This window comes from Paraburkholderia sp. WS6, from assembly GCF_030464835.1.
Lineage (GTDB): Bacteria > Pseudomonadota > Gammaproteobacteria > Burkholderiales > Burkholderiaceae > Paraburkholderia > Paraburkholderia madseniana.
In genome coordinates this window covers 18,659-37,855 of the sequence record NZ_JALQCK010000064.1, presented here as the reverse complement: position 1 = coordinate 37,855, position 19,197 = coordinate 18,659, and the positions used below count along the sequence as shown (strand labels likewise).

15 protein-coding genes are annotated in these 19,197 nt (G+C 60.8%); 3 read left to right on the top strand and 12 right to left on the bottom strand.

Going from position 1 to position 19,197, the window contains the following annotated elements:
• Positions 1 to 165: 165 nt before the first annotated feature.
• The 5 genes from M0D64_RS41840 to M0D64_RS41820 all read right to left on the bottom strand — a co-directional run bounded on the left by M0D64_RS41840 (position 166) and on the right by M0D64_RS41820 (position 10,279).
• Positions 166 to 3,486, bottom strand: coding sequence for an efflux RND transporter permease subunit (locus tag M0D64_RS41840; protein ID WP_266261941.1), 3,321 nt, complete (start codon positions 3,484 to 3,486; stop codon positions 166 to 168).
• Positions 3,487 to 3,489: 3 nt separating this feature from the next.
• On the bottom strand, positions 3,490 to 6,612 hold the full coding sequence (locus tag M0D64_RS41835; RefSeq protein WP_266261940.1) for an MdtB/MuxB family multidrug efflux RND transporter permease subunit: 3,123 nt from the start codon (positions 6,610 to 6,612) through the stop codon (positions 3,490 to 3,492).
• Positions 6,613 to 6,630: 18 nt separating this feature from the next.
• The gene (locus M0D64_RS41830) at positions 6,631 to 8,064 is read right to left on the bottom strand and encodes an MdtA/MuxA family multidrug efflux RND transporter periplasmic adaptor subunit (RefSeq protein ID WP_266261939.1); all 1,434 of its coding nucleotides are present in this window, start codon (positions 8,062 to 8,064) and stop codon (positions 6,631 to 6,633) included.
• Between the two features lie 375 nt (positions 8,065 to 8,439).
• A complete protein-coding gene (locus tag M0D64_RS41825; RefSeq protein ID WP_154560154.1) occupies positions 8,440 to 9,276 on the bottom strand; it encodes an IclR family transcriptional regulator in 837 nt (278 codons plus the stop codon).
• A gap of 658 nt (positions 9,277 to 9,934) precedes the next feature.
• Positions 9,935 to 10,279, bottom strand: a complete 345-nt coding sequence (locus M0D64_RS41820) for a helix-turn-helix transcriptional regulator (RefSeq protein ID WP_166618179.1) — start codon at positions 10,277 to 10,279, stop codon at positions 9,935 to 9,937.
• Positions 10,280 to 10,915: 636 nt separating this feature from the next.
• Between M0D64_RS41820 and M0D64_RS41815 the strand changes: the two genes are divergently transcribed.
• The 3 genes from M0D64_RS41815 to M0D64_RS44985 all read left to right on the top strand — a co-directional run bounded on the left by M0D64_RS41815 (position 10,916) and on the right by M0D64_RS44985 (position 11,740).
• On the top strand, positions 10,916 to 11,188 hold the full coding sequence (locus M0D64_RS41815; RefSeq protein WP_266261938.1) for a response regulator: 273 nt from the start codon (positions 10,916 to 10,918) through the stop codon (positions 11,186 to 11,188).
• A gap of 126 nt (positions 11,189 to 11,314) precedes the next feature.
• The gene (locus tag M0D64_RS44990) at positions 11,315 to 11,446 is read left to right on the top strand and encodes a hypothetical protein (protein WP_308102554.1); all 132 of its coding nucleotides are present in this window, start codon (positions 11,315 to 11,317) and stop codon (positions 11,444 to 11,446) included.
• Between the two features lie 39 nt (positions 11,447 to 11,485).
• Positions 11,486 to 11,740 carry a VOC family protein gene (locus tag M0D64_RS44985; RefSeq protein WP_308102553.1) on the top strand — a complete coding sequence of 85 codons (255 nt, stop codon included), beginning with the start codon at positions 11,486 to 11,488 and terminating at the stop codon, positions 11,738 to 11,740.
• A 239-nt stretch (positions 11,741 to 11,979) separates the two neighbouring features.
• Here M0D64_RS44985 and M0D64_RS41805 read toward each other — a convergent pair whose 3' ends face one another.
• From M0D64_RS41805 to M0D64_RS41775, 7 genes are all read right to left on the bottom strand, one after another.
• Entirely contained in the window at positions 11,980 to 12,312 is a 333-nt protein-coding gene (locus M0D64_RS41805) for a hypothetical protein (RefSeq protein ID WP_154560150.1), read from the bottom strand.
• Positions 12,313 to 13,099: 787 nt separating this feature from the next.
• The gene (locus M0D64_RS41800) at positions 13,100 to 13,387 is read right to left on the bottom strand and encodes a hypothetical protein (protein ID WP_266261937.1); all 288 of its coding nucleotides are present in this window, start codon (positions 13,385 to 13,387) and stop codon (positions 13,100 to 13,102) included.
• A 226-nt stretch (positions 13,388 to 13,613) separates the two neighbouring features.
• The gene (locus tag M0D64_RS41795; protein WP_154560148.1) at positions 13,614 to 14,168 is read right to left on the bottom strand and encodes a fasciclin domain-containing protein; all 555 of its coding nucleotides are present in this window, start codon (positions 14,166 to 14,168) and stop codon (positions 13,614 to 13,616) included.
• A 234-nt stretch (positions 14,169 to 14,402) separates the two neighbouring features.
• A complete protein-coding gene (locus M0D64_RS41790) occupies positions 14,403 to 14,873 on the bottom strand; it encodes a MaoC family dehydratase (protein WP_154560147.1) in 471 nt (156 codons plus the stop codon).
• 118 nt (positions 14,874 to 14,991) lie between these two features.
• Complete coding sequence (locus M0D64_RS41785; RefSeq protein ID WP_266261935.1) at positions 14,992 to 16,179, bottom strand: porin; 1,188 nt, start codon at positions 16,177 to 16,179, stop codon at positions 14,992 to 14,994.
• A gap of 161 nt (positions 16,180 to 16,340) precedes the next feature.
• Entirely contained in the window at positions 16,341 to 17,561 is a 1,221-nt protein-coding gene (locus M0D64_RS41780; protein ID WP_154560145.1) for a CaiB/BaiF CoA-transferase family protein, read from the bottom strand.
• 179 nt (positions 17,562 to 17,740) lie between these two features.
• Positions 17,741 to 19,093 (bottom strand): MFS transporter, encoded by a 1,353-nt coding sequence (locus tag M0D64_RS41775; protein ID WP_154560144.1) that lies wholly within the window; start codon positions 19,091 to 19,093, stop codon positions 17,741 to 17,743.
• Between the last annotated feature and the right edge of the window lie 104 nt (positions 19,094 to 19,197).

Genomic DNA, 19,197 nt, shown 5'->3' with positions numbered 1-19,197 from the left:
TAGGTGCCGCCCCGCACAGGGGCAACGCTAATAGACCACTAACAATGCAAGGAAAAGCCAAGGCCCCAGGCAAACAGACAAAAAGCGCCGCGCAGGCAACCAATTCAAGGAAAGGCCAAAGCCCTAAGAACACTGACAAATGCCGCCGCAAAAGGCAAAAAAACATCAAGAAGGCGCCACCCCAGCGCGCCGCCCCTTCCGACCCTCCCACCGAACCCGAATCCGATCCATATACAAATAAACCACGGGAGTGGTATACAAAGTCAGCATCTGACTAACAATCAACCCACCCACAATAGCAATCCCCAACGGAGCCCGAAGCTCCGCCCCTTCACCACTCCCAAAGGCCAGCGGCAACGCCCCAAGAAGCGCAGCACAAGTAGTCATCATGATCGGCCGGAACCGCAGCAAACAAGCCTGAAAAATCGCATCCCGCGACGACAACCCCTGCCGGGAGGCCTCAATAGCAAAGTCCACCATCATGATTGCGTTCTTCTTCACGATGCCGATCAGCAAGATCACCCCGATCAACGCAATGATGCTGAACTCAGTCTTAAACAGCAGCAAAGCCAGCAACGCCCCCACGCCCGCGGAGGGCAGGGTCGACAAAATCGTCAGCGGATGGATATAACTCTCATACAACATCCCCAGCACGATATACACCGCCGCCAACGCGGCCAGAATCAGGATCGGCTGGTCGGACATCGACTGCTGGAACGCCTGGGCCGTGCCCTGGAAGCTGCCGTGGATCGTCCCCGGCATGCCGATCTGCGCCATCGTGTCGTAGATCACCTGCGTCGCGGTCGATAACGACACGCCCGGCGGCAGATTGAACGAAATCGTCGAGGCCACGAACTGGCTCTGGTGATTCACCGACAACGGCGTATTCCCCGGCCCGAAGCTCGCGATCGCCGACAACGGCACCATCGTTTCCTTCGACGTCGACACGGCCGCACCCGACGAAGCACTCGACTTGCCGCTCGCCGCAATCGAATTGATCGCCTGGTTGCGCGCGGAGTCGGCCGCGATGCTCGCCACGCTCGATGCAGTCGTGCCCGCCGTGCCGCCAGTCGTCGCGCTCGTGCTCGCAGTCGCCGTAGCCGTGGTCCGCGCGGTCACCGTGCCGGCCGGCGCGTTGGTGGTCTGCGCGCCGCTCGCGCTGCCGCCCGAGGTGCTGACGTAAATCTGTTTCAGCATGTCCGGGCTCTGCCAGTACTTGGGCGCCACTTCCATCACGACGTGATACTGGTTCAGCGGGTTGTAAATCGTCGAGACCTGGCGCTGGCCGAACGCGTCGTACAAGGTGTTATCGATCTGCGCCGGCTTGATGCCGAGGCGCGCGGCGGTTGCGCGGTCGATCGTCACCATCGCCTCGAGGCCGCCTTGCTGCTGGTCGGAATTCACGTCGGCGAGTTCGGGGCGCGCCTGCAGCGCCTCAGTCAGCTTCGGTCCCCACAGATACAGATCGGTCGTCGAATCGGCCAGCAGCGTGAACTGATACTGCGCGTTCGATTGCCGGCCGCCTACGCGAATGTCCTGCACCGCTTGCAGGAAAGTCCGCGCGCCGGCCACCTCGCCGAGCGGGGCGCGCAGTTGCTGGATCACCTGGTCGGCGGATAGCTTGCGCTCGCTTTTCGGCTTCAGCGAAACGAACATGAAGCCGGAGTTGGTCTGCCGGCCGCCGGTGAAACCCGCCACGCTGTCCACGGCGGGATTCTTGCCGACGATCTCCATCATCTCCGAGAACTTGCCCTTCATCGCCTGGAACGACGTGCTCTGGTCGGCCTGAATGCCGCCGACCAACCGGCCCGTGTCCTGCTGAGGAAAGAAGCCCTTCGGCACGATGATGTACAACCAGATGTTCAGTCCGATGGTCGCGAGCAGAATCATCACGATCAGGCGCGGATGCCGCAGCGCCCAGCCGAGGGTACGCTCATAACCGCGATGCATCGACATGAAGCCGCGTTCGAGCCAGAGGCCGAAACGTCCTTCTTCTTTTTTCTCATGCGGCTCGCGCAGGAGGCGCGAACACATCATCGGCGTCAAGGTGAGCGAGACGATCAGCGACACGCCGATCGCGAGCGACAGCGTCAGCGCAAACTCGCGGAACAGCCGCCCGACAATGCCGCCCATCAGCAGAATAGGCAGGAACACGGCGACCAGCGAGATACTGATCGACAGCACCGTGAAGCCGACTTCGCGCGCGCCGAGGAACGCGGCCTTCATGCGCGGCACGCCATTCTCGATATGCCGTGAGATGTTCTCCAGCACCACGATCGCATCGTCGACCACGAAGCCGGTCGCGATCGTCAACGCCATCAGCGACAGGTTGTCGATCGAAAAGCCCAGCATATACATCGCGGCGAATGTGCCGATGATCGAGATCGGCACGGCCACGCTCGGAATCAGCGTGGCGCGCCAGTTGCGCAGGAACAGGAACACCACCATCACCACCAGCGCCACCGCGATCATCAGCGTGCGCTCAGTGTCTTTCAGCGACGCGCGGATCGTCGTGGAGCGGTCGGCGGCGGGCGCGATGTCGACGTCGGCGGGTAGCGACGCGTGCAACTGCGGCAGCATTGCGGTCACGCGGTCGATGGTGTCGATGATGTTCGCGCCGGGCTGGCGGTACAGAATTACCAGCACCGAACGCTTGCCGTTGAAGAGGCCCAGGTTGCGCAGGTCTTCGACCGAATCGACTACTTCCGCGACGTCGGACAGCTTCACCGCCGCGCCATTGCGGTACGCGATGACCAGATCCTTATACTGCGACGCCTTGCTCGCCTGGTCGTTGGTATAGATCTGCACGCGGTTCGGGCCGAATTCGATCGAGCCTTTCGGACTGTTCGCATTGGCCGCGGCGAGCGCCGCGCGCACGTCTTCGAGACCGATGCCGTAGTGGGACAGGGCATTCGGTTCCAGTTCGACACGCACCGCCGGATTCGCCGAGCCGCTCACATCCACTTCGCCGACGCCGTCCACCTGGGAGAGCGACTGCTGCAGCACGGTGGCCGCCGAGTCGTACAGTTGGCCGGCGGTCAGCGTCTTCGACGTGAGCGCGAGAATCAGGATCGGCGCGTCGGCCGGATTCACCTTGTGGTACGTCGGGTTGCTGCGCAAGCTCGCCGGCAGATCGGCGCGTGCGGCGTTGATGGCCGCTTGCACGTCGCGCGCGGCGCCGTCGATGTTGCGGTTCAGGCCAAACTGCAGCGTAATGCGCGTCGAGCCGACCGAACTCTGCGAGGTCATTTCGGTGACGTCGGCGATCGAGCCGAGATGCCGTTCGAGCGGACTCGCGACGCTGGTCGCGACCGTGTCCGGGCTCGCGCCCGGGAGCGTCGCCTGCACCGAAATGGTCGGGAAATCGACTTGCGGCAGCGGCGCGACCGGCAGCTTGGTGAACGCGAAAATACCAGCCAGCGCGATGCCGATCGCCAGCAGCGTGGTGGCGACCGGGCGGGAAATAAACGGACGCGACAGGTTCATCGCTTAAGTCCCTGCATCGGTGGCGGGCGGCACAGGCTTGCCGCGATTGAAGCGCTCACGCACGCGGCGGGCGAGTGCGTCGAAGCCGAGATAGATCACCGGCGTCGTAAACAGCGTGAGCAACTGGCTGACGATCAAACCGCCGGCAATCGCGATACCGAGCGGGCGGCGCAACTCCGAGCCGGCGCCGGTGCCGAGCATCAGCGGCAGGGCGCCGAGCAGGGCGGCGAGCGTAGTCATCAGGATCGGCCGGAAACGCAGCAGACACGCCTGATAGATGGCCTCGCGCGGTGGCTTGCCTTCCTCGCGCTCGGCGTAGAGCGCGAAGTCGATCATCATGATGGCGTTCTTCTTCACGATACCGATCAGCAGCACGATACCGATGATGCCGATGATGTCGAGATCGTGCCCGGTGACCAACAGGGCGAGCAGGGCGCCGACGCCGGCCGACGGCAGCGTCGACAGAATCGTGATCGGGTGGATGAAGCTTTCGTACAGCACGCCGAGCACGATATACATCGTGACGATCGCTGCCAGGATCAGGAATAGTTCGTTCGACAACGATGCCTGGAACGCCAGCGCCGCGCCTTGGAAGCGCGTCTGGAACGACCCCGGCAGCCCGATATCCTTCTCCGCCTGATCGATCGCTTTCACCGCCGCGCCGAGCGACGAGCCGGGCGCGAGGTTGAACGAGACAGTGGTGGCCGGGAACTGGCTCAGGTGCGTGACGAGCAGCGGCGCGGGTTTCTCGATGAACTTCGCGATCGACGACAGCGGCACCTGGCCACCCGACGAGGTGGAAGAGGGCAGGTAGATCGAGTTCAGCGACTCGGTGTAGTGCTGCATCTGCGGCTGCGCTTCCAGAATCACGCGGTACTGGTTCGATTGCGTGAAGATGGTCGAGATGATGCGCTGGCCGAATGCGTCATACAGCGCACTATCCACGGTAGCCGGCGTGATGCCGTAACGCGATGCCGTAGCGCGGTCGATTTCGATGTAGACCGACTGGCCGTTGTCCTGCAAGTCGGTGGCCACGTCCGCCAGTTCCGGCGACTGCTTCAACCGCTCGACCAGCTTCGGCACCCACGTGGTGAATTCGCTGATGTTCGGGTCGGTCAGCATGAACTGGTACTGCGTCGGGCTGACGGTGGAATCGATCGTCAGATCCTGCACCGGCTGCATGTACAGCGAGGCGCCCGGAATATGCGCGACGTCCTGCTGCAACTGGCGGATCACGTCGCTCGCGGTGTTGCTGCGGTCGTCGCGTGGCTTCAGGTTGATCAGCATGCGCCCGCTGTTCAACGTGATGTTGCTGCCGTCCACGCCGATGAACGAGGTGAGGCTTTCCACGTCCGGGTTCTTCAGGATCTGCGCGGCGAGTTCCTGCTGACGCTCGGCCATCGACGCATACGAGACCGACTGCGGTGCCTGCGTGATTGCCTGGATCACGCCGGTGTCCTGCACCGGGAAGAAGCCCTTCGGAATGTACACGTACAGCACGCCGGTCAGTACCAGCGTGAGCACCGCGACGAACAGTGTGGAGCGTTGCCGGTTCAGCACCCAGGTGAGCGCGACCGCGTAGCGGGCGATCACCCAGTCGATCGATTTATGGGCCTTCGCTTCGAAACTGTGGCTTTCATGCGGCGGCGTGTGGCGCAGGAGCTTCGCGCACATCATCGGCACGAGCGTGAGGGAGACGATCGCCGAAATCACGATCGTTACGGCCAGCGTGATCGCGAATTCGTGGAACAGGCGTCCCACCACGTCACCCATGAAGAGCAGCGGAATCAGCACGGCGATCAGCGAAACCGTCAGCGAAATGATCGTGAAGCCGATCTGTTTCGAGCCTTTTAACGCGGCTTCCAGCGGCGACTCGCCTTCTTCGACGTAACGCGCGATGTTCTCGATCATCACGATCGCATCGTCCACGACGAAGCCGGTCGCGATGGTCAACGCCATCAGCGACAGGTTATCCAGCGAGAAACCGCACAGGTACATCACCGCGAGCGTGCCGATCAGCGAGAGCGGCACCGACAGACTCGGGATGATGGTCGCGTAGACGTTGGCGAGGAACAGGTACATCACCAGCACCACCAGCACGACCGACATCAGCAATTCGAACTGCACGTCGCGCACGGAAGCGCGGATCGTGGTGGTACGGTCGGTGACGATTTCCACGTTGAGCGCGGCGGGCAGCGACTGTTGCAGTTGCGGCAGCAGTGCCTTGATGCTGTCGACCACCTGGATCACGTTCGCGCCCGGCTGACGCTGCACGTTCAGGATAATCGCCGGTGTGTTGTTGACCCATGCACCGAGCTTGGTGTTCTCCGCACCCTGCACGATGGTGGCGACGTCCGTCAGCATGACCGGGCGGCCGCCCTTGTACGCGACCACGGCGCTCTTGTAGGCGTCGGCGTCGGTCAGTTGATCGTTCGCGTTGATCGTGTAGTTGCGGGTCGGGCCGTCGAAGTTACCCTTCGGCGTGTTGACGTTCAGGTTCGAAATCGTGGTGCGCAAGTCGTCCAGATTCAGACCGTACGCGGCGAGCGCACGCGGGTTCGCCTGAATTCGCACGGCCGGACGTTGACCGCCAGACAGGCTCACCAGACCCACACCCGCGACCTGCGAGATCTTCTGCGCGAGACGCGTGTCGGCCAGGTCTTGCACCTGCGTGAGCGGCATCGTCTTCGAGGTGATCGCGAGCGTGATGATCGGTGCGTCGGCGGGATTGACCTTCGCGTAGATCGGCGGCGCGGGCAGGTCGGACGGCAGCAGGTTGCCCGCGGCGTTGATCGCCGCCTGGACTTCCTGCTCGGCGATATCGAGCGGCAGATCGAGGCTGAACTGCAGCGTGATGATCGACGAGCCGGCCGAGCTTTGCGACGACATCTGATTCAACGACGGCATCTGCCCGAACTGGCGTTCGAGCGGCGCGGTGACCGACGAGGTCATCACGTCCGGGCTCGCGCCCGGATAGAAGGTCTGCACCTGGATCGTCGGATAGTCGACTTCGGGCAGCGCGGAAAGCGGCAGAAAGCGCAGCGCGACGAGACCGACCAGCATGATCGCCGCCATCAGCAGCGCGGTGCCGACGGGGCGCAGAATAAAGGCGCGGGATGGATTCATGCGATAGTTGCCGTGCCTTTATTGCGAGGCTTGCGCCGCGTGATTGCGATGATGTCCATGCGCGCCGGATGCGCCCGAAGCGGCAGCCGCGCCGCTTGCCCCGCTCGCACCACGCGCGCCCGAAGCGCTGCGCGGCTTGTCGGCCGGAATCGTGATCTTCGCGCCCTCCTTCAGCCGGTCCGAGCCGTCGATCACGACGCGCTCGCCGACCCGCAGGCCGGATTTGATGCTGGTGCGTTCGCCGTCCACCGGACCCACCTTGACCGCACGCACCGTCACCGTGTTGTCCGGCTTCACGACGTACACGAACTGACCCATCGAGCCGTTCAATACGGCCGGCGTCGGCACGATCACCGCGTCCTTGATCGTGTCCACGAGCAGGCGCGTATTCACGAACTGATTCGGGAACAGCCGGTTCTTGTCATTCTGGAAGGTCGCGCGCAGTTTGACCGTGCCGGTCGTGGTGTCGATCTGGTTATCCAGGGTTTCGAGCGAGCCGCCCTCGAGCGAGGTGGTGTTGCTGCGGTCGTACGCGGTGACCGAGAGCTTCGCGCCCGTTTGGGTCTGCTGGATGATCTGCTGAAGGTTGTCTTCGGAGGTCGTGAAGATCACGCTGATCGGCTGCAACTGCGTAATCACGACGATGCCGTTGGTCAGGCTCGGTGTCACGTAGTTGCCCGGATCGACCTGGCGCAAACCGACGCGCCCCGACACCGGCGCCGTGATGCGCGCATAGACGAGGTCGAGCTTGAAGGTGTCGACGTTTGCCTGGTCGGACTTCACCGTGCCTTCATACTGCCGCACGAGCGAGGCCTGCGTATCGACCTGCTGGCTGGCGATCGAGTCTTGCGAGAGCAGCGTCTGATAGCGCTTCAGGTCGAGGCGGGCGGTTTGCAACAGCGCCTGGTCGCGCGCGAGGGTGCCTTGCGCGTTTTCCAGCGAGATCTGATAGGGGCGCGGGTCGATCTGGGCGAGCACGTCGCCCTTCTTGACCATCTGGCCTTCCTTGAAATACACGTCCTGCAGCACGCCGCTCAACTGCGGCAACACGGTGACGTTGGCGAGCGGCGTGACCGTGCCGAGCGCGGTCAGCACCACGGGCATCTCACCTTGTGCGGCGGTCGCCACGTGAACAGGCTGCGCCATGTTGGCGAGGCCGCCAGGGCCACCACGGCCCGGGCGGCCGCCGCTCGCGCCGCTCGCGCCGCTTGCACCGGCAGCCCCGCTCGCGCCGCCGGGCCCGCCCCACGGATGCCAGCGCCACAACACGGCCCCAAGGATGACCAGCGCCGCAACGATCAGCGCGATGTTGCGCCCGCGATGGCTTTTTGCTGCGACCGGCGTGTTCCCGGGACCGCCGACAGGCTTCCCGGTGGTGGACGGTTGCGAACCGGGTTGAGAAGCCGGGGCGGCAGGGCGTGTGGTTTCCGAATGCTTTTGTTGTTCGTCCATCGGTTCGGTCTGGTGGCTGGCTTTGATGTGAGCCGCTCGTGCGTTTGTGCCGCTTCAACAGTTCGGCGGACCGGCACGCAGGCGGCATGACAGGCGGATTCGACAGCGGGCGCGCCGCAAATGTTCAGCGCGATGCTACCCGAGGCGCGGGACAACGATGTTAACGCAGTGCGGCATCATGGCAGCTCGGCGGGACGTTATCGAAGGGTGATAGCGGCAAGCCGGGCGAGCGTCCGCGACGGGAATGCGTGATCCTACGTCGCAGGCTCTGTAACAGTCCACCCGTGTATTTTTCTTTTGATTACGAAGGTTACAGTGCGAGTGGAGGGCGGCTGGAAAATGCCGTGGCCGCCGACCGGCGAGCGCGTGCGCGTTTCAGTTGTCGAGGCGGCGTCCAGGCGTGCCGCCGATCTCGAGAACGATCTTGCTGATGCATTCGAGCAGGGCCGGCGCCGCACGTGAGATCAGCCAGTCGCGCGGACACTGATCCGCGGAGCCGCCGCAATTGACTGCGTAGCGCTCGCCCGAGGGGCCGGTGAATCCTGATGCGATGGCGTTCAAACCGTCGTACCATTCGCCCGTGGCGATCGCGAAGCCTTGCTCCGCGGTTTCCCGTAATGCGCTCGTCAGACGGCTGCTGACGTGGCCCCAGTCGTCGCCTTCGGCGGCCTGCAGGCCGATCAGCAATTTTTCCCGTTCCGGTTCGGCAAGCGCCGACAGATAGGCGCGGCCGACTGCGGTGCGGCTGAGGTTCATGCGCGAGCCGATTTCGAGGCGCGATACCAGCACCGCCGAACGTGGCCGGATCGCGTCGATGACCACCATGTCGAGGCGGTCGCGTACGGCCAGATGCACGGACAACGCGGTGCGTTCGGCGAGTTCGATGAGGAAGGGGCGCGCCCGGGCCCGGATGTCGAAGTTGCGCAGAAAGCCGTTGCTCAACTCCAGTACAGACGAGGTCAGCACGAATCGCTCGCTGTCGGGCAAGCGGAACAGGAAGCCTGCGCCGACCAGCGTGGCGGTAATGCGCGAGACGGTGGGCTTCGGAATGCCGGTCAGCTCGGTCAACTCGCGGTTGCTGAGCGGCGCATCGGCCGCGGCGATCGAGCGCAGCACGGTCAAACCACGTGCCAGCGCGGTGACTTCGTCGCCCGAGCCGTCTTTGTCTTTGGCTGGGCCTGCGGCAGTTCGGGAGGACGTGGGTCGGGTCATGTCGTTTTTCTGGAACTATATTTCAGTTTTCTGTTCGCTTGCCTGTCAGCAACCGATCCGCAGAGGTGCGGCGGAGGCCCCAAAATGGGGCGCGAAGTGCATTTTTCGTCGGAAGATTCATTGTATCGGAATATTTTGCCGAGACGAATGAGGTCTCTTTAGATTTTGCTTGACTTAGTCAGCATAACCATAAAAAATGGAACCTCATTTCGAAAGACGGTTTCAGGTTCTGCATTTTGAAATTCTGAACCAACCGTGGTCCGCGGAGTGTCTGGTCGAGTACCTCTAACAGTCCCCCGTAGCAGTCCACGCAGTGTCTGTCTCGAGTCCGGCGTCCAACATCGCGCACCCGTCCAACTTTCGAATACCGTCTCTCAGGTTCTAGCACGGCCCTCGGAATGGCTAGAACTTTTTAAGGCGTCACGGAAACGTGACGCCTTTTTTTTGTGCTATCGGCGCACATCAAAGTCTGCGGCATTCATAAAACGCCCCTTTGCGTGCAACAAAGTCTGCAGGTTTTGGATTAATTCTGCTGCGCGGCAGCAATTCTGGGTCTTTGCCATCACCCTCGATGGTCAATGTGCGGTCCGTCAGTCTGAGCCGACTTTCCCGTTCAGAAGATACTTAATTCGCCCTACGGTGGTTTCTCTTGCCAGTATCAAACCAGTAGTTGCCAGGTTTCAACGCCTACCACCCGCGCCAATGCGTCCAAGGTATCGAGCGTTGCTGCGACCGTCTTGCTTTCAATCTTGTAGGCATAGACGCGTCCGAGACCTGCCGAAGTTGCGGCCTGTTCTTGGGTCAGGCTCAGCCGAAGCCTAAGTCGTTTCAGATTTTGGGCTACCGAGTCGCCAAGCGGCCGCTCGGCGTAGTCTCCAGGCGCTTCCACTGGGTCAGATGACAACGGAAGGCAAGGGTCGACGTCCAGGGCAATGGCAAGCCGGTTGACTGTATCCAGGCGGACATTTGCTGCCTGATTTTCGATATTGGTAACGGTATGCACGCCCAATCCGGCGGCGCGGCTGGTGCCATCCTGTCCGCCCTCATTTAAATGGCGCGGACCATCGCCGCTTCCTCGACGGCGCGAGTTCCCGAAAGCGGCGCCGTCCTTCCTCGCTCCACCGTCAGTTGCCGCTCCCTTGCGTCTACAAAGGGTCCACAATCCAACTCACCATTCTTGGACTCTATGTCCAAGCACCCCCAGGCACCTTTTTGCGAGCAGTCTAAAATTTCACCGGCAGCGCCTCGGCGTGTCACAGGTGACGCTCACCCTCAGCTAGCTTCGTCACTGAACTGGGGAGCAGGAGTCGGAGGCGAACGCTGCGAGACAATTAGGTCGCACAAATCACCACTCCTTGTACGATATTTAGAATAATCGCGCGCTGGCTTAGGTGCTCGTCGGCGCTTAATGCATGGATTGCAGAGTAGCAAGCCAAATTGACCCATCCAGCTACATTTTCTGCGCACTTTCCCATACCTTTGGTAATGCAAGGCGACTATGTAGGGTTTGCAGAAAAGAGGCTTCAAAAATGGGATGCTCGCGACGCCAGCATTGGCGCGGGCTTGCGGCCGACATCAGCGCAATATCGAGGTGTTCGAAAGCGTCCGACCGCTACTCTTAAGACATGCGTTATAGGGAATGTCCCAGGTTAGGTGCATTACGCACCCTGAGGTTGCAATCATCGACGTGGGGATGCCGGAAATAGGCGGCTTCGAAGTCGCACGCGCAGTTCGACTTGAACGAGCACTCGACGACATCGTGCTCGTGGCGCTTACGGGCTATGCATCCGAATCCGACAAATCGAGGGCTTTGGCGGCCGGTTTCGATTTTCATCTGACCAAGCCCCTTTCGCTCGACATGCAGTACATCCTGGCGAAACGTGCCGACGGTACGCTGCGGGGCATTGTCTAAGGTCGGCGCGCCCTTTGTCGCGAGTTTTAGGGCTACAAAAAGTCGGCTGGACTTAGGGGGCATAGGCCCGAGCGGGCGGAAACGCGTCTACCACCTGCCGCATCTGCAGCCAAAGGAGGAGTTCACATGCAAGAGTTTGAGCGTATCAAGGTCCTGTTCGTTGCCGGGTTTGGACCAATCGTCCGCGATAAAATCGCGGGCCGAAACTTGTACGGTGAGACGTTCAACATCTCATTCAAGGAGGAGCCGGGCGGTTAGCTGCATACTGAGGCTCTGAAAGGAGTTCAGAGTTTTGCCTTGTGGCCGCTCGAGCAGGCGGCACAGTCCTGCTTTGGCAAAGATTCCTGGCCGGACAACACGCCCGTTCCCCAGGCATGGCTCGAATTTGATGTCGAGGACGTTGAAGGAGCAACCGCGGAACTGGAATCGCGAGGCTATCGAATTCTCATCAAGAACAAGAAGGAACCCTGGGGTCAGACGGTCACACGATTTCTTTCTCCGGAAGGACTGCTGGTTGGCCTAACAATTACTCCGTCGATGCGGCACTCGTGAATATCACGGGGACCCGTGGTTTCCAGATGTCCGTTTGACCCGAACCAGGGGTGACGATGGAAGTGCCGTGTTGCGGATACTAACCGCTGGATAATTCGGCTGATGGAGCCGCAAGCCTGGTGCATGTGGTCACCCAAACGAATGGGTGCGTTAATTTTCTGAGCCTGCGGCTCCACGACTTAAGATAATGCTATTGCTGCCGCGACCGGTTTCGATAGTGACGACGCGCGTGGGTCTGCTCATGCACCAGCACCGCCGGTTGGGTCCGGACGGAGTGGCGTCTGCAGGAGCGGCGACGGCCCCCACATCTCGACCTTGAAATTGGTCGCGAAGGTCCGTAGTTCTTGCTCCAGCGCGCGCCATGGCCCGTCTGCGAACGTCGCCCAGTCGATTGTAGACCTCCAGCAGGTGGTCGTTCGAATCTGCGGGGCGCCCAGCATATTCCGGTTCGCGCGAAGTTCGACCAGACCTGGCTGCTGCACAATCGTTTCCGCCGCCTTCCTGGCCCATTCGGCGTAAGACTCCAGATTCACGCCTAGCTGCAGGTCGTACGTATTCGTCACCTCTATCATGGACGTCTCCTCACCGATGGAGTTGGGTTCCGGCAGGTACATGTCCACTGCCAGTTCGCCGGTATGGCAATGCGCCGCGTCTCTGATACTGCCTTCGTTCGCCCCAGCGGGTCAAGCAGCGCTTCCATGACAAAACATCGAACTTGCTCTCGGAGACGGCCGGAAACGGGACGCTTGGCTTCTCGTCGATTGATACGGACACGCTCGCATCCGCCCACGGGGGCAAGCCGCGGACGGCTGTCGTTCTGCTCGCTCATCTCGTTCTCTTTCGTCGTCGTGGCCGCGCTAGCTCGGCAGGTACGCCTGAAAGCCGCAAATCGCGCGGCACCGATGCCGCAGCGAGGATGAAAACCAATGCATCGCGCTGCTTACTGCCAGCCACAGACATCGTAGTGCTTTTCCGTCACGAGCCTAAGCAATCAGCCTACGTGCCATGGCCCGAGCTGATTAAGGAGTGTGAGCACCTGACGAAACCTACCGAGCATCTGCCGGTCCGCTACGAGGTAAAGGCGTTTCCCGAAGAAGTGCTTTTTCAGGCATGGTGTACTCGCTTCGATAAGGTTTGAAAAGGAAAGCACGCTCCTTAAACGTCCGGGATACACGGCATAGGGACACCGAGGCTAAACCGCAGGCAAAGCGGGCGGCGCAGAGACAGAAGTCAGATGCGCCGCCGGCAAGACGAAAGATGCCGATATCACCAAAACCGAAGCACCACGGAGGTACCGAAACTCCAACTTGCGAGCGACCTGACCTTGGAATGGCCGCACGCCGGCAATTCTGAAAGGTCTTACTGGACAGTCTTTGTTGACATGCTGCTGTCTTCGGGGCGCATAGTGGACATGCTCATGCCACTCGTGGTGTCCGCGCTCTTGCTCATGTCGCCAGGAACCCGGTTCCACGGGCTCGAGACGGGCTCGCCGTGGTACGTCATCCCAGCGGTTGCGGCACCGTGAGCACCGCCGCTGCCATTTCCACCGTTGCCATTCCCGCCAGCCTGCGCAAACGTCGCGGCGCACGCGCAGAGTGACGCGACAGCGACACGCGCGAACAGAGCCCTCATCGTCAACTTGTCCATGGTATTTCTCCTGTGATGTCGACCCGTGCGTTAGCAGCGCCGAAGTCTCATATACCGCTAAAGTCTGACTGATTGCGCAGCGGCGGAGCGCAAGCAGCTACTCCCATCCGAACAGGGCAGACATTTGCTGCGTCCAGATGCGAGACATGTGAGTCAGTCGTGACTCAGCGCCGAAAATGACAACGCTGCGCTGAATTCGCACTTCTTGTCGTGCGCATTTGTCCTTTTACTTCGGCATCAGTACCTTATCGACCACCATGATGACGCCGTTGCTCTGGGTGACGTCGTAGGTCGATATGTCGGCAGTGTGACCACTGGCATCCATTACTACGATGTTGTGCGGGCCGTTTTCACTGAACGTCAGAAGCTCTCCATTGACTGTCTTCAGTTCCGCCTTGCCGCCACCGGCCTTGATGGCCTGGTCGAGCTTGCGGAAGTCATAACGTCCAGGAACAACGTGGTATGTCAGGATGCTGGTCAACGTCGCCTTGTTTTCAGGCTTCACGAGCGTGTCGACTGTGCCAGCCGGCAGCGCGGCAAACGCCTCGTTCGTTGGTGCAAAAACCGTAAACGGTCCTGGGCTCTTTAACGTATCGACGAGGCCCGCGGCTTTGACTGCAGCGACGAGCGTGGTGTGGTCAGCCGAGTTGACCGCGTTGTCCACGATGTCCTTGCTCGGATACATCGCCTGACCACCGACCATGACCGTGTCGCTGGCCGCAAAGGCGCCAGAGACGGCTGCTGACAGTGCGACAGCGACGAACATAGGCTTGCATTTCATGGTGCACTCCCCAGAGTTGCCACGCGTAATTGCACGGCTCTGACCGCATATACGGGGAATACTCGCGCCTGGATTCAAAAACGGTCTGCATCCCGACGATGTAGCCTGATGTGTCCCTGCCTTGGGCCCGTCTTCGGGGGAAATTGCATCGACAAAGCTGATCGATCACGGTGCACGACTTGAAGACGCGGATGCGTTGACGAGCAACGCACGGCGGTGCCGTGCTTCCGGACCTTAAGCGGGGCGACCGGCCAGCAACCGCTTCGCGGTGTATGAAAGAACGCGCTCATCACGCTGATTCAACACGTCGATGCGGCTCGTCACGACTGCACGATTGTTTTTGGATGTGGGTTTCACTTCCTCGACTTCCACTATCCCATAGATCGAATCGTTGACGAGAACCGGACCGTGAGCCTTTAACGTCAGATCCAGAAGTGCCAGACCGGTGCCTTGTATCATCGTCTGGAATAACAGTCCTTCGATCAGGCCGCTCGTCAGCGCAGCGGGGACCGCACGGCCACGCATGGCGCCGTGCTCGTAGTCCGCGTCGATGAAAATGGCCTCGAGCATGCCGGTCACCGAGATGAAATTGACAAGGTCGGTTTCGGTTACCGTGCGACGATACGTGCGAAAGCGCTGACCGGCCTGAATCTCCTGCCAGTAGAAACCACGCCCCAGCAGTTGGGCGTCTTGTAGGGAACTCATATTTACTCCGGATGGGTAAGTGACTGTCGATCCCGCCCGCAGTCGGTTCTGCGGGCGATTGTCGGTTGACGGGACGTCGCGTTCGAATAGCAATAACTTTGCTATCGGGGAAGCTGTACTAGAACCTGACGCGCAAGCCAGCGGTAACGGCGAGCTGGTATTTCGAATTGGAGCCCGTTGGACCGCCCACGCTGTCGATCGTTGCGGTCAGGGCATCGCCCAGGGCCTTCTGATAGACCGCGGCGACATACGTTGTCGTAGTTTTGCTAAGCAGGTATTGCGCCCCCAGGTTTATCTGCGCCCAACGAGGGTGGGTCCCATCAGTAATGTTAGCTATTTTCGAGGCACCACCTACCTTTCCGTCGCTGTAAATGAATGCGACGCCAGCAAGAAAGGCCGGGGTAATCTGGTACTTTGTGTTGGCCTCATAGTTCGAAAGAGAAAAGCTCGAATTGTCGACGTACCGCAACTTGGCCACTGTATATGCGAACCCCAGCGTCGCTGCGTCCAACTGGTATGCCACGCCTGCGCCGGTGACGTCCTGGGTCTTGACCGGACGTGCATAGAAGATATCGGTGACGCTCGTGTAATCGCCGACGATGGCGCCGCCAGTATTGCTTCCTCCCGTACCCCCGGCCGAAGGGCTTGAGAGGTGCAGGTGACCAGCTCCCAGCGTTACAGGTCCCGCTGCGTAGCTCGCGCCGACGCTCCATGCGCTATTGTTTGAGAAGCCGGTGCCAGCTGAACCGGCAGCCTGATTGCTGAAGGCGTATAACCCTCCGAAGGCCAGCCCACGATAGGTGGGACTGGTGTACTTGACGGAGTTGTTGATGCGGAAGGTGGTGTAGAGATTGTCGATGTCACCGACGTGCGCGCCATATTGAGTCGCCCATTGTCTGGAAGAAACAAAAGGTCCGACGAAGTCGACGACCGAGTCGTACTGTCTCCCGAAGGTCGCGGTCCCCAGATCCTTGTTGACCAGTCCAACATATGCCTGGCGGCCGAATAAACGTGAACCTTGCAATAGCGTGCCGCTGGCGACGCTGAAGCCGTTCTCGAGCACGAAGATGGCGGAATTGCCGCCACCCAGATCCTCGACCCCGCGAAAGCCCCATCGGGACGGGGCACCGACACCGGATGTTTCCTGTATTTTGCGGGCACCGATGGCTCCGGGCCGGCTGGCCACGTTGTTCACATAACCGATACCTGCATCAACCAGACCGTAGAGCGTCACGCTGCTTTGCGCGCAGGCCGATGCGCTAGCCAGTCCGCTGGTCGCAAGAAAAATCGCCTTCCTCAATTCCATGTATGTCCCCATCGAAGCGTTATAGGTAAATATTGATTCAGCAATGTGCCGTTGGTCTCCTGGCGACCTGAGCGGCGGAACGGCTCACTTCAAAAACCCGCGGTGCTGGCATTGCACTGCCTGACACCGCGCACAAATCGAGGCAGCACCCGGACGACCCTTCAGATCACCAGGTTTTCGCGTAACGCCGCGATTCGTTCATCGTCATAGCCCAGGACGACGCGCAGAACGTCAGTTGTATGTTCGCCAAGCTGAGGCGGGTGGATGAGCGCCTGAGGCGGCGTTGCGCTCATGTTGATCGGGTTGCGCACCACCTTCACGGTGCCGCCGGATGGGTGGGGCAGGTCGAGTTGCAGTCCGCGCGCCACCACCTGCTCGTTCTCGAATACCTCGCCGAGATCGTTGATTGGGCCGCAGGGCACGCTGGCAGCTTCGAGTGCAGCGATCCATTCATGCTTTCCGCGTACGCGGACCATCTCCGCGAGAATCGGCACCAGGGTCTCGCGATTGCGCACGCGCGCCGGATTGGTGGCGAAGCGCTCGTCGTCGGCCAGTTCCAGCCGGCCGCCGGCTTCGACAAATTTCCGGAACTGCCCGTCGTTGCCGACCGCGACGATGATCCAGCCATCGCTGGTCTGGAAGGTCTGGTAGGGCACGATGTTCGGATGCGCGTTGCCCCAGCGCACCGGCGGCTGGCCGCTGGCGAGGAAGTTCGAGCTAACGTTCGCGAGCATGGCGACCTGCACGTCGAGCAGCGCCATGTCGATGTACTGGCCTTCGCCGGTACGGTCGCGATGGGTGAGGGCAGTCAGCACGGCGACGCTTGAGTACATACCCGTCATCAGGTCTGTGATCGCCACCCCTGCCTTTTGAGGGCCGCCGCCAGGCAAGCCGTCGCGCTCCCCGGTGATGCTCATGAAGCCGCCTATTCCCTGGATGATGAAGTCGTAGCCCGCACGCTGCGCATAGGGTCCAGTCTGGCCAAATCCGGTCACCGAGCAATAGATGATGTCCGGCTTGATTTCTTTCAGCGAGGCGTAGTCGAGGCCATATTTCTTCAACTGGCCGACCTTGTAGTTCTCCAGCACCACGTCGCTGTGGGCGACCAGCTCGCGGACAATGCGCTGCCCTTCGGGCGTCGCGATATCCACGGTCACCGAGCGCTTGTTGCGGTTCGCGGCGAGATAGTAGGCTGCCTCGCGCGTATCTGCGCCGTCCGGCGTCTTCAGGTACGGAGGGCCCCAGTGACGCGTGTCGTCGCCGACTTCGGGTCGTTCGATCTTGATGACGTCGGCGCCGAAATCGGCGAGCGTCTGTGCGCACCACGGACCGGCCAGCACGCGGGTGAGATCCAGCACACGGATATGATTGAGAGCGCCCATAATTGGTAAAAATATAGTCGTTTAGTAATGCTATTAATTTGGTATGAAGCGTTGCGCAGCGAGTGTCAAGTGCCCGGGCACGGAAGCCGATTTCTGGACTTAAAGGGTTACGCCGGGTTGGCTAAAATCCGGCGCAACGATCGGTTCGCTACGGGGTAGTACGGTCGCGGGCGGCAGCATCATCCCTCACTGGAAAGGAGAGGCTGATTCTTACGGGAAGCAATAGGCAAGATCACAACGAGCATGACCGCGGCCAATGCTTGCATGCACGCAGCGGTGACAAAGCCACTTGTATAGGTGCCGGTAGCTTCCCGTACGTACCCGGTAAGCCACGGCGTCAGAAAACCTGCGAGGTTCGCAACCGAACTGATGAAGGCCACTCCGACCGTGGCCCCACTAGCCTTCAGGTACCGCATCGGAATCTGCCAGAAAAGAGAGATGCCGGCACCTGTGCCTGCGAGCGCGAGGGCGAGCGTCACAAAGGTGGCGGTGCGACTGCTGTGCCACACGAGTACCAGCAGAAGCAGGCTCGCGACGCTCACCACAGAGGCAATCGAGCAGTGGTAGCGGAGGTCACCATGACGGCTCGCGTATGTGCAGAATGCAATGTTGCCGACAGCGCCAAGAATACAGATGGCCGCGATAGCGTTGCCGATCGCTGTGTAGCCACCAAATCCCGCATCCCGCAGAATGGTCGGAATGAAGAAGCTCAGCGCCGTATTGGCACTGAGGATGCAAAAATAGACGGCAACCAGTACCCAGACAACCGGATTGGCAAGCAGCGGTCGCTGGTGGTTCACTTCCGCAGAGGCGCGTTTGCGGTCGCGAGCGAGGTCGGCCCCGATGAGCAGCCGTTCTTCAGGGGACAGCCAGGACGCTGTCTCCGGCCCATCGGAGAGGACAAATAGTACGAGGCAGCCCAGCAGCAGGGTGGGGGCTGCCTGCACCAGAAACATCCAGCGCCAGCCCGCAAGGGACAACACGCCGCTCATATGTTGCAGCACGAAGCCGCCGGACAGGCCTACGGCGACAGTCGAACAAATAGCGGCCGAATGGAAAATGCTGAAGTTTCGGGTTCTCCGTTTCGTTGGAAACCATAGATTCAGATAGAGAATTACGCCCGGATAGAAGCCAGCCTCGAACGCGCCCAGCAGGAACCGCAGAAAGTAGAAGAGCGGCGCGCTACGGACGAACATCATTGCAATGCTGGTGAGTCCCCAACCGATGGCAATCACGGAGATCGTTCGTCTTGCACCGAGCCTTTGCTGAACTGTCGTGCTGGGTATGCCGAACACCACATAACCGAGGAAGAACAGTCCCGCACCGAAGCCGTACACCGTTTCACTGAAGTGCAGATCGGAAAGCATCTGCAATTTCGCGAACGCGACATTGGCACGATCGACCCACGCGAGCAGCCATAGCAGGAAGAGAAGTGGAATGATTCTCCATTCCGAAGCCGAATAGGCGCGTCGTAGCGTGATTTCGGATGCGTCGCTCAAGGCGTTCGTATCGGCGTCATAGAGCGAGTTCATGAAGTGTCTCCTTGGTGATATGCCCGGATCTGTTTGGCCGGTGTCATGACAGTTTCAGTGCGGGAGCGGGCGTTGTTGCCCGCGTTTCCGCGATGGTGCAGCAA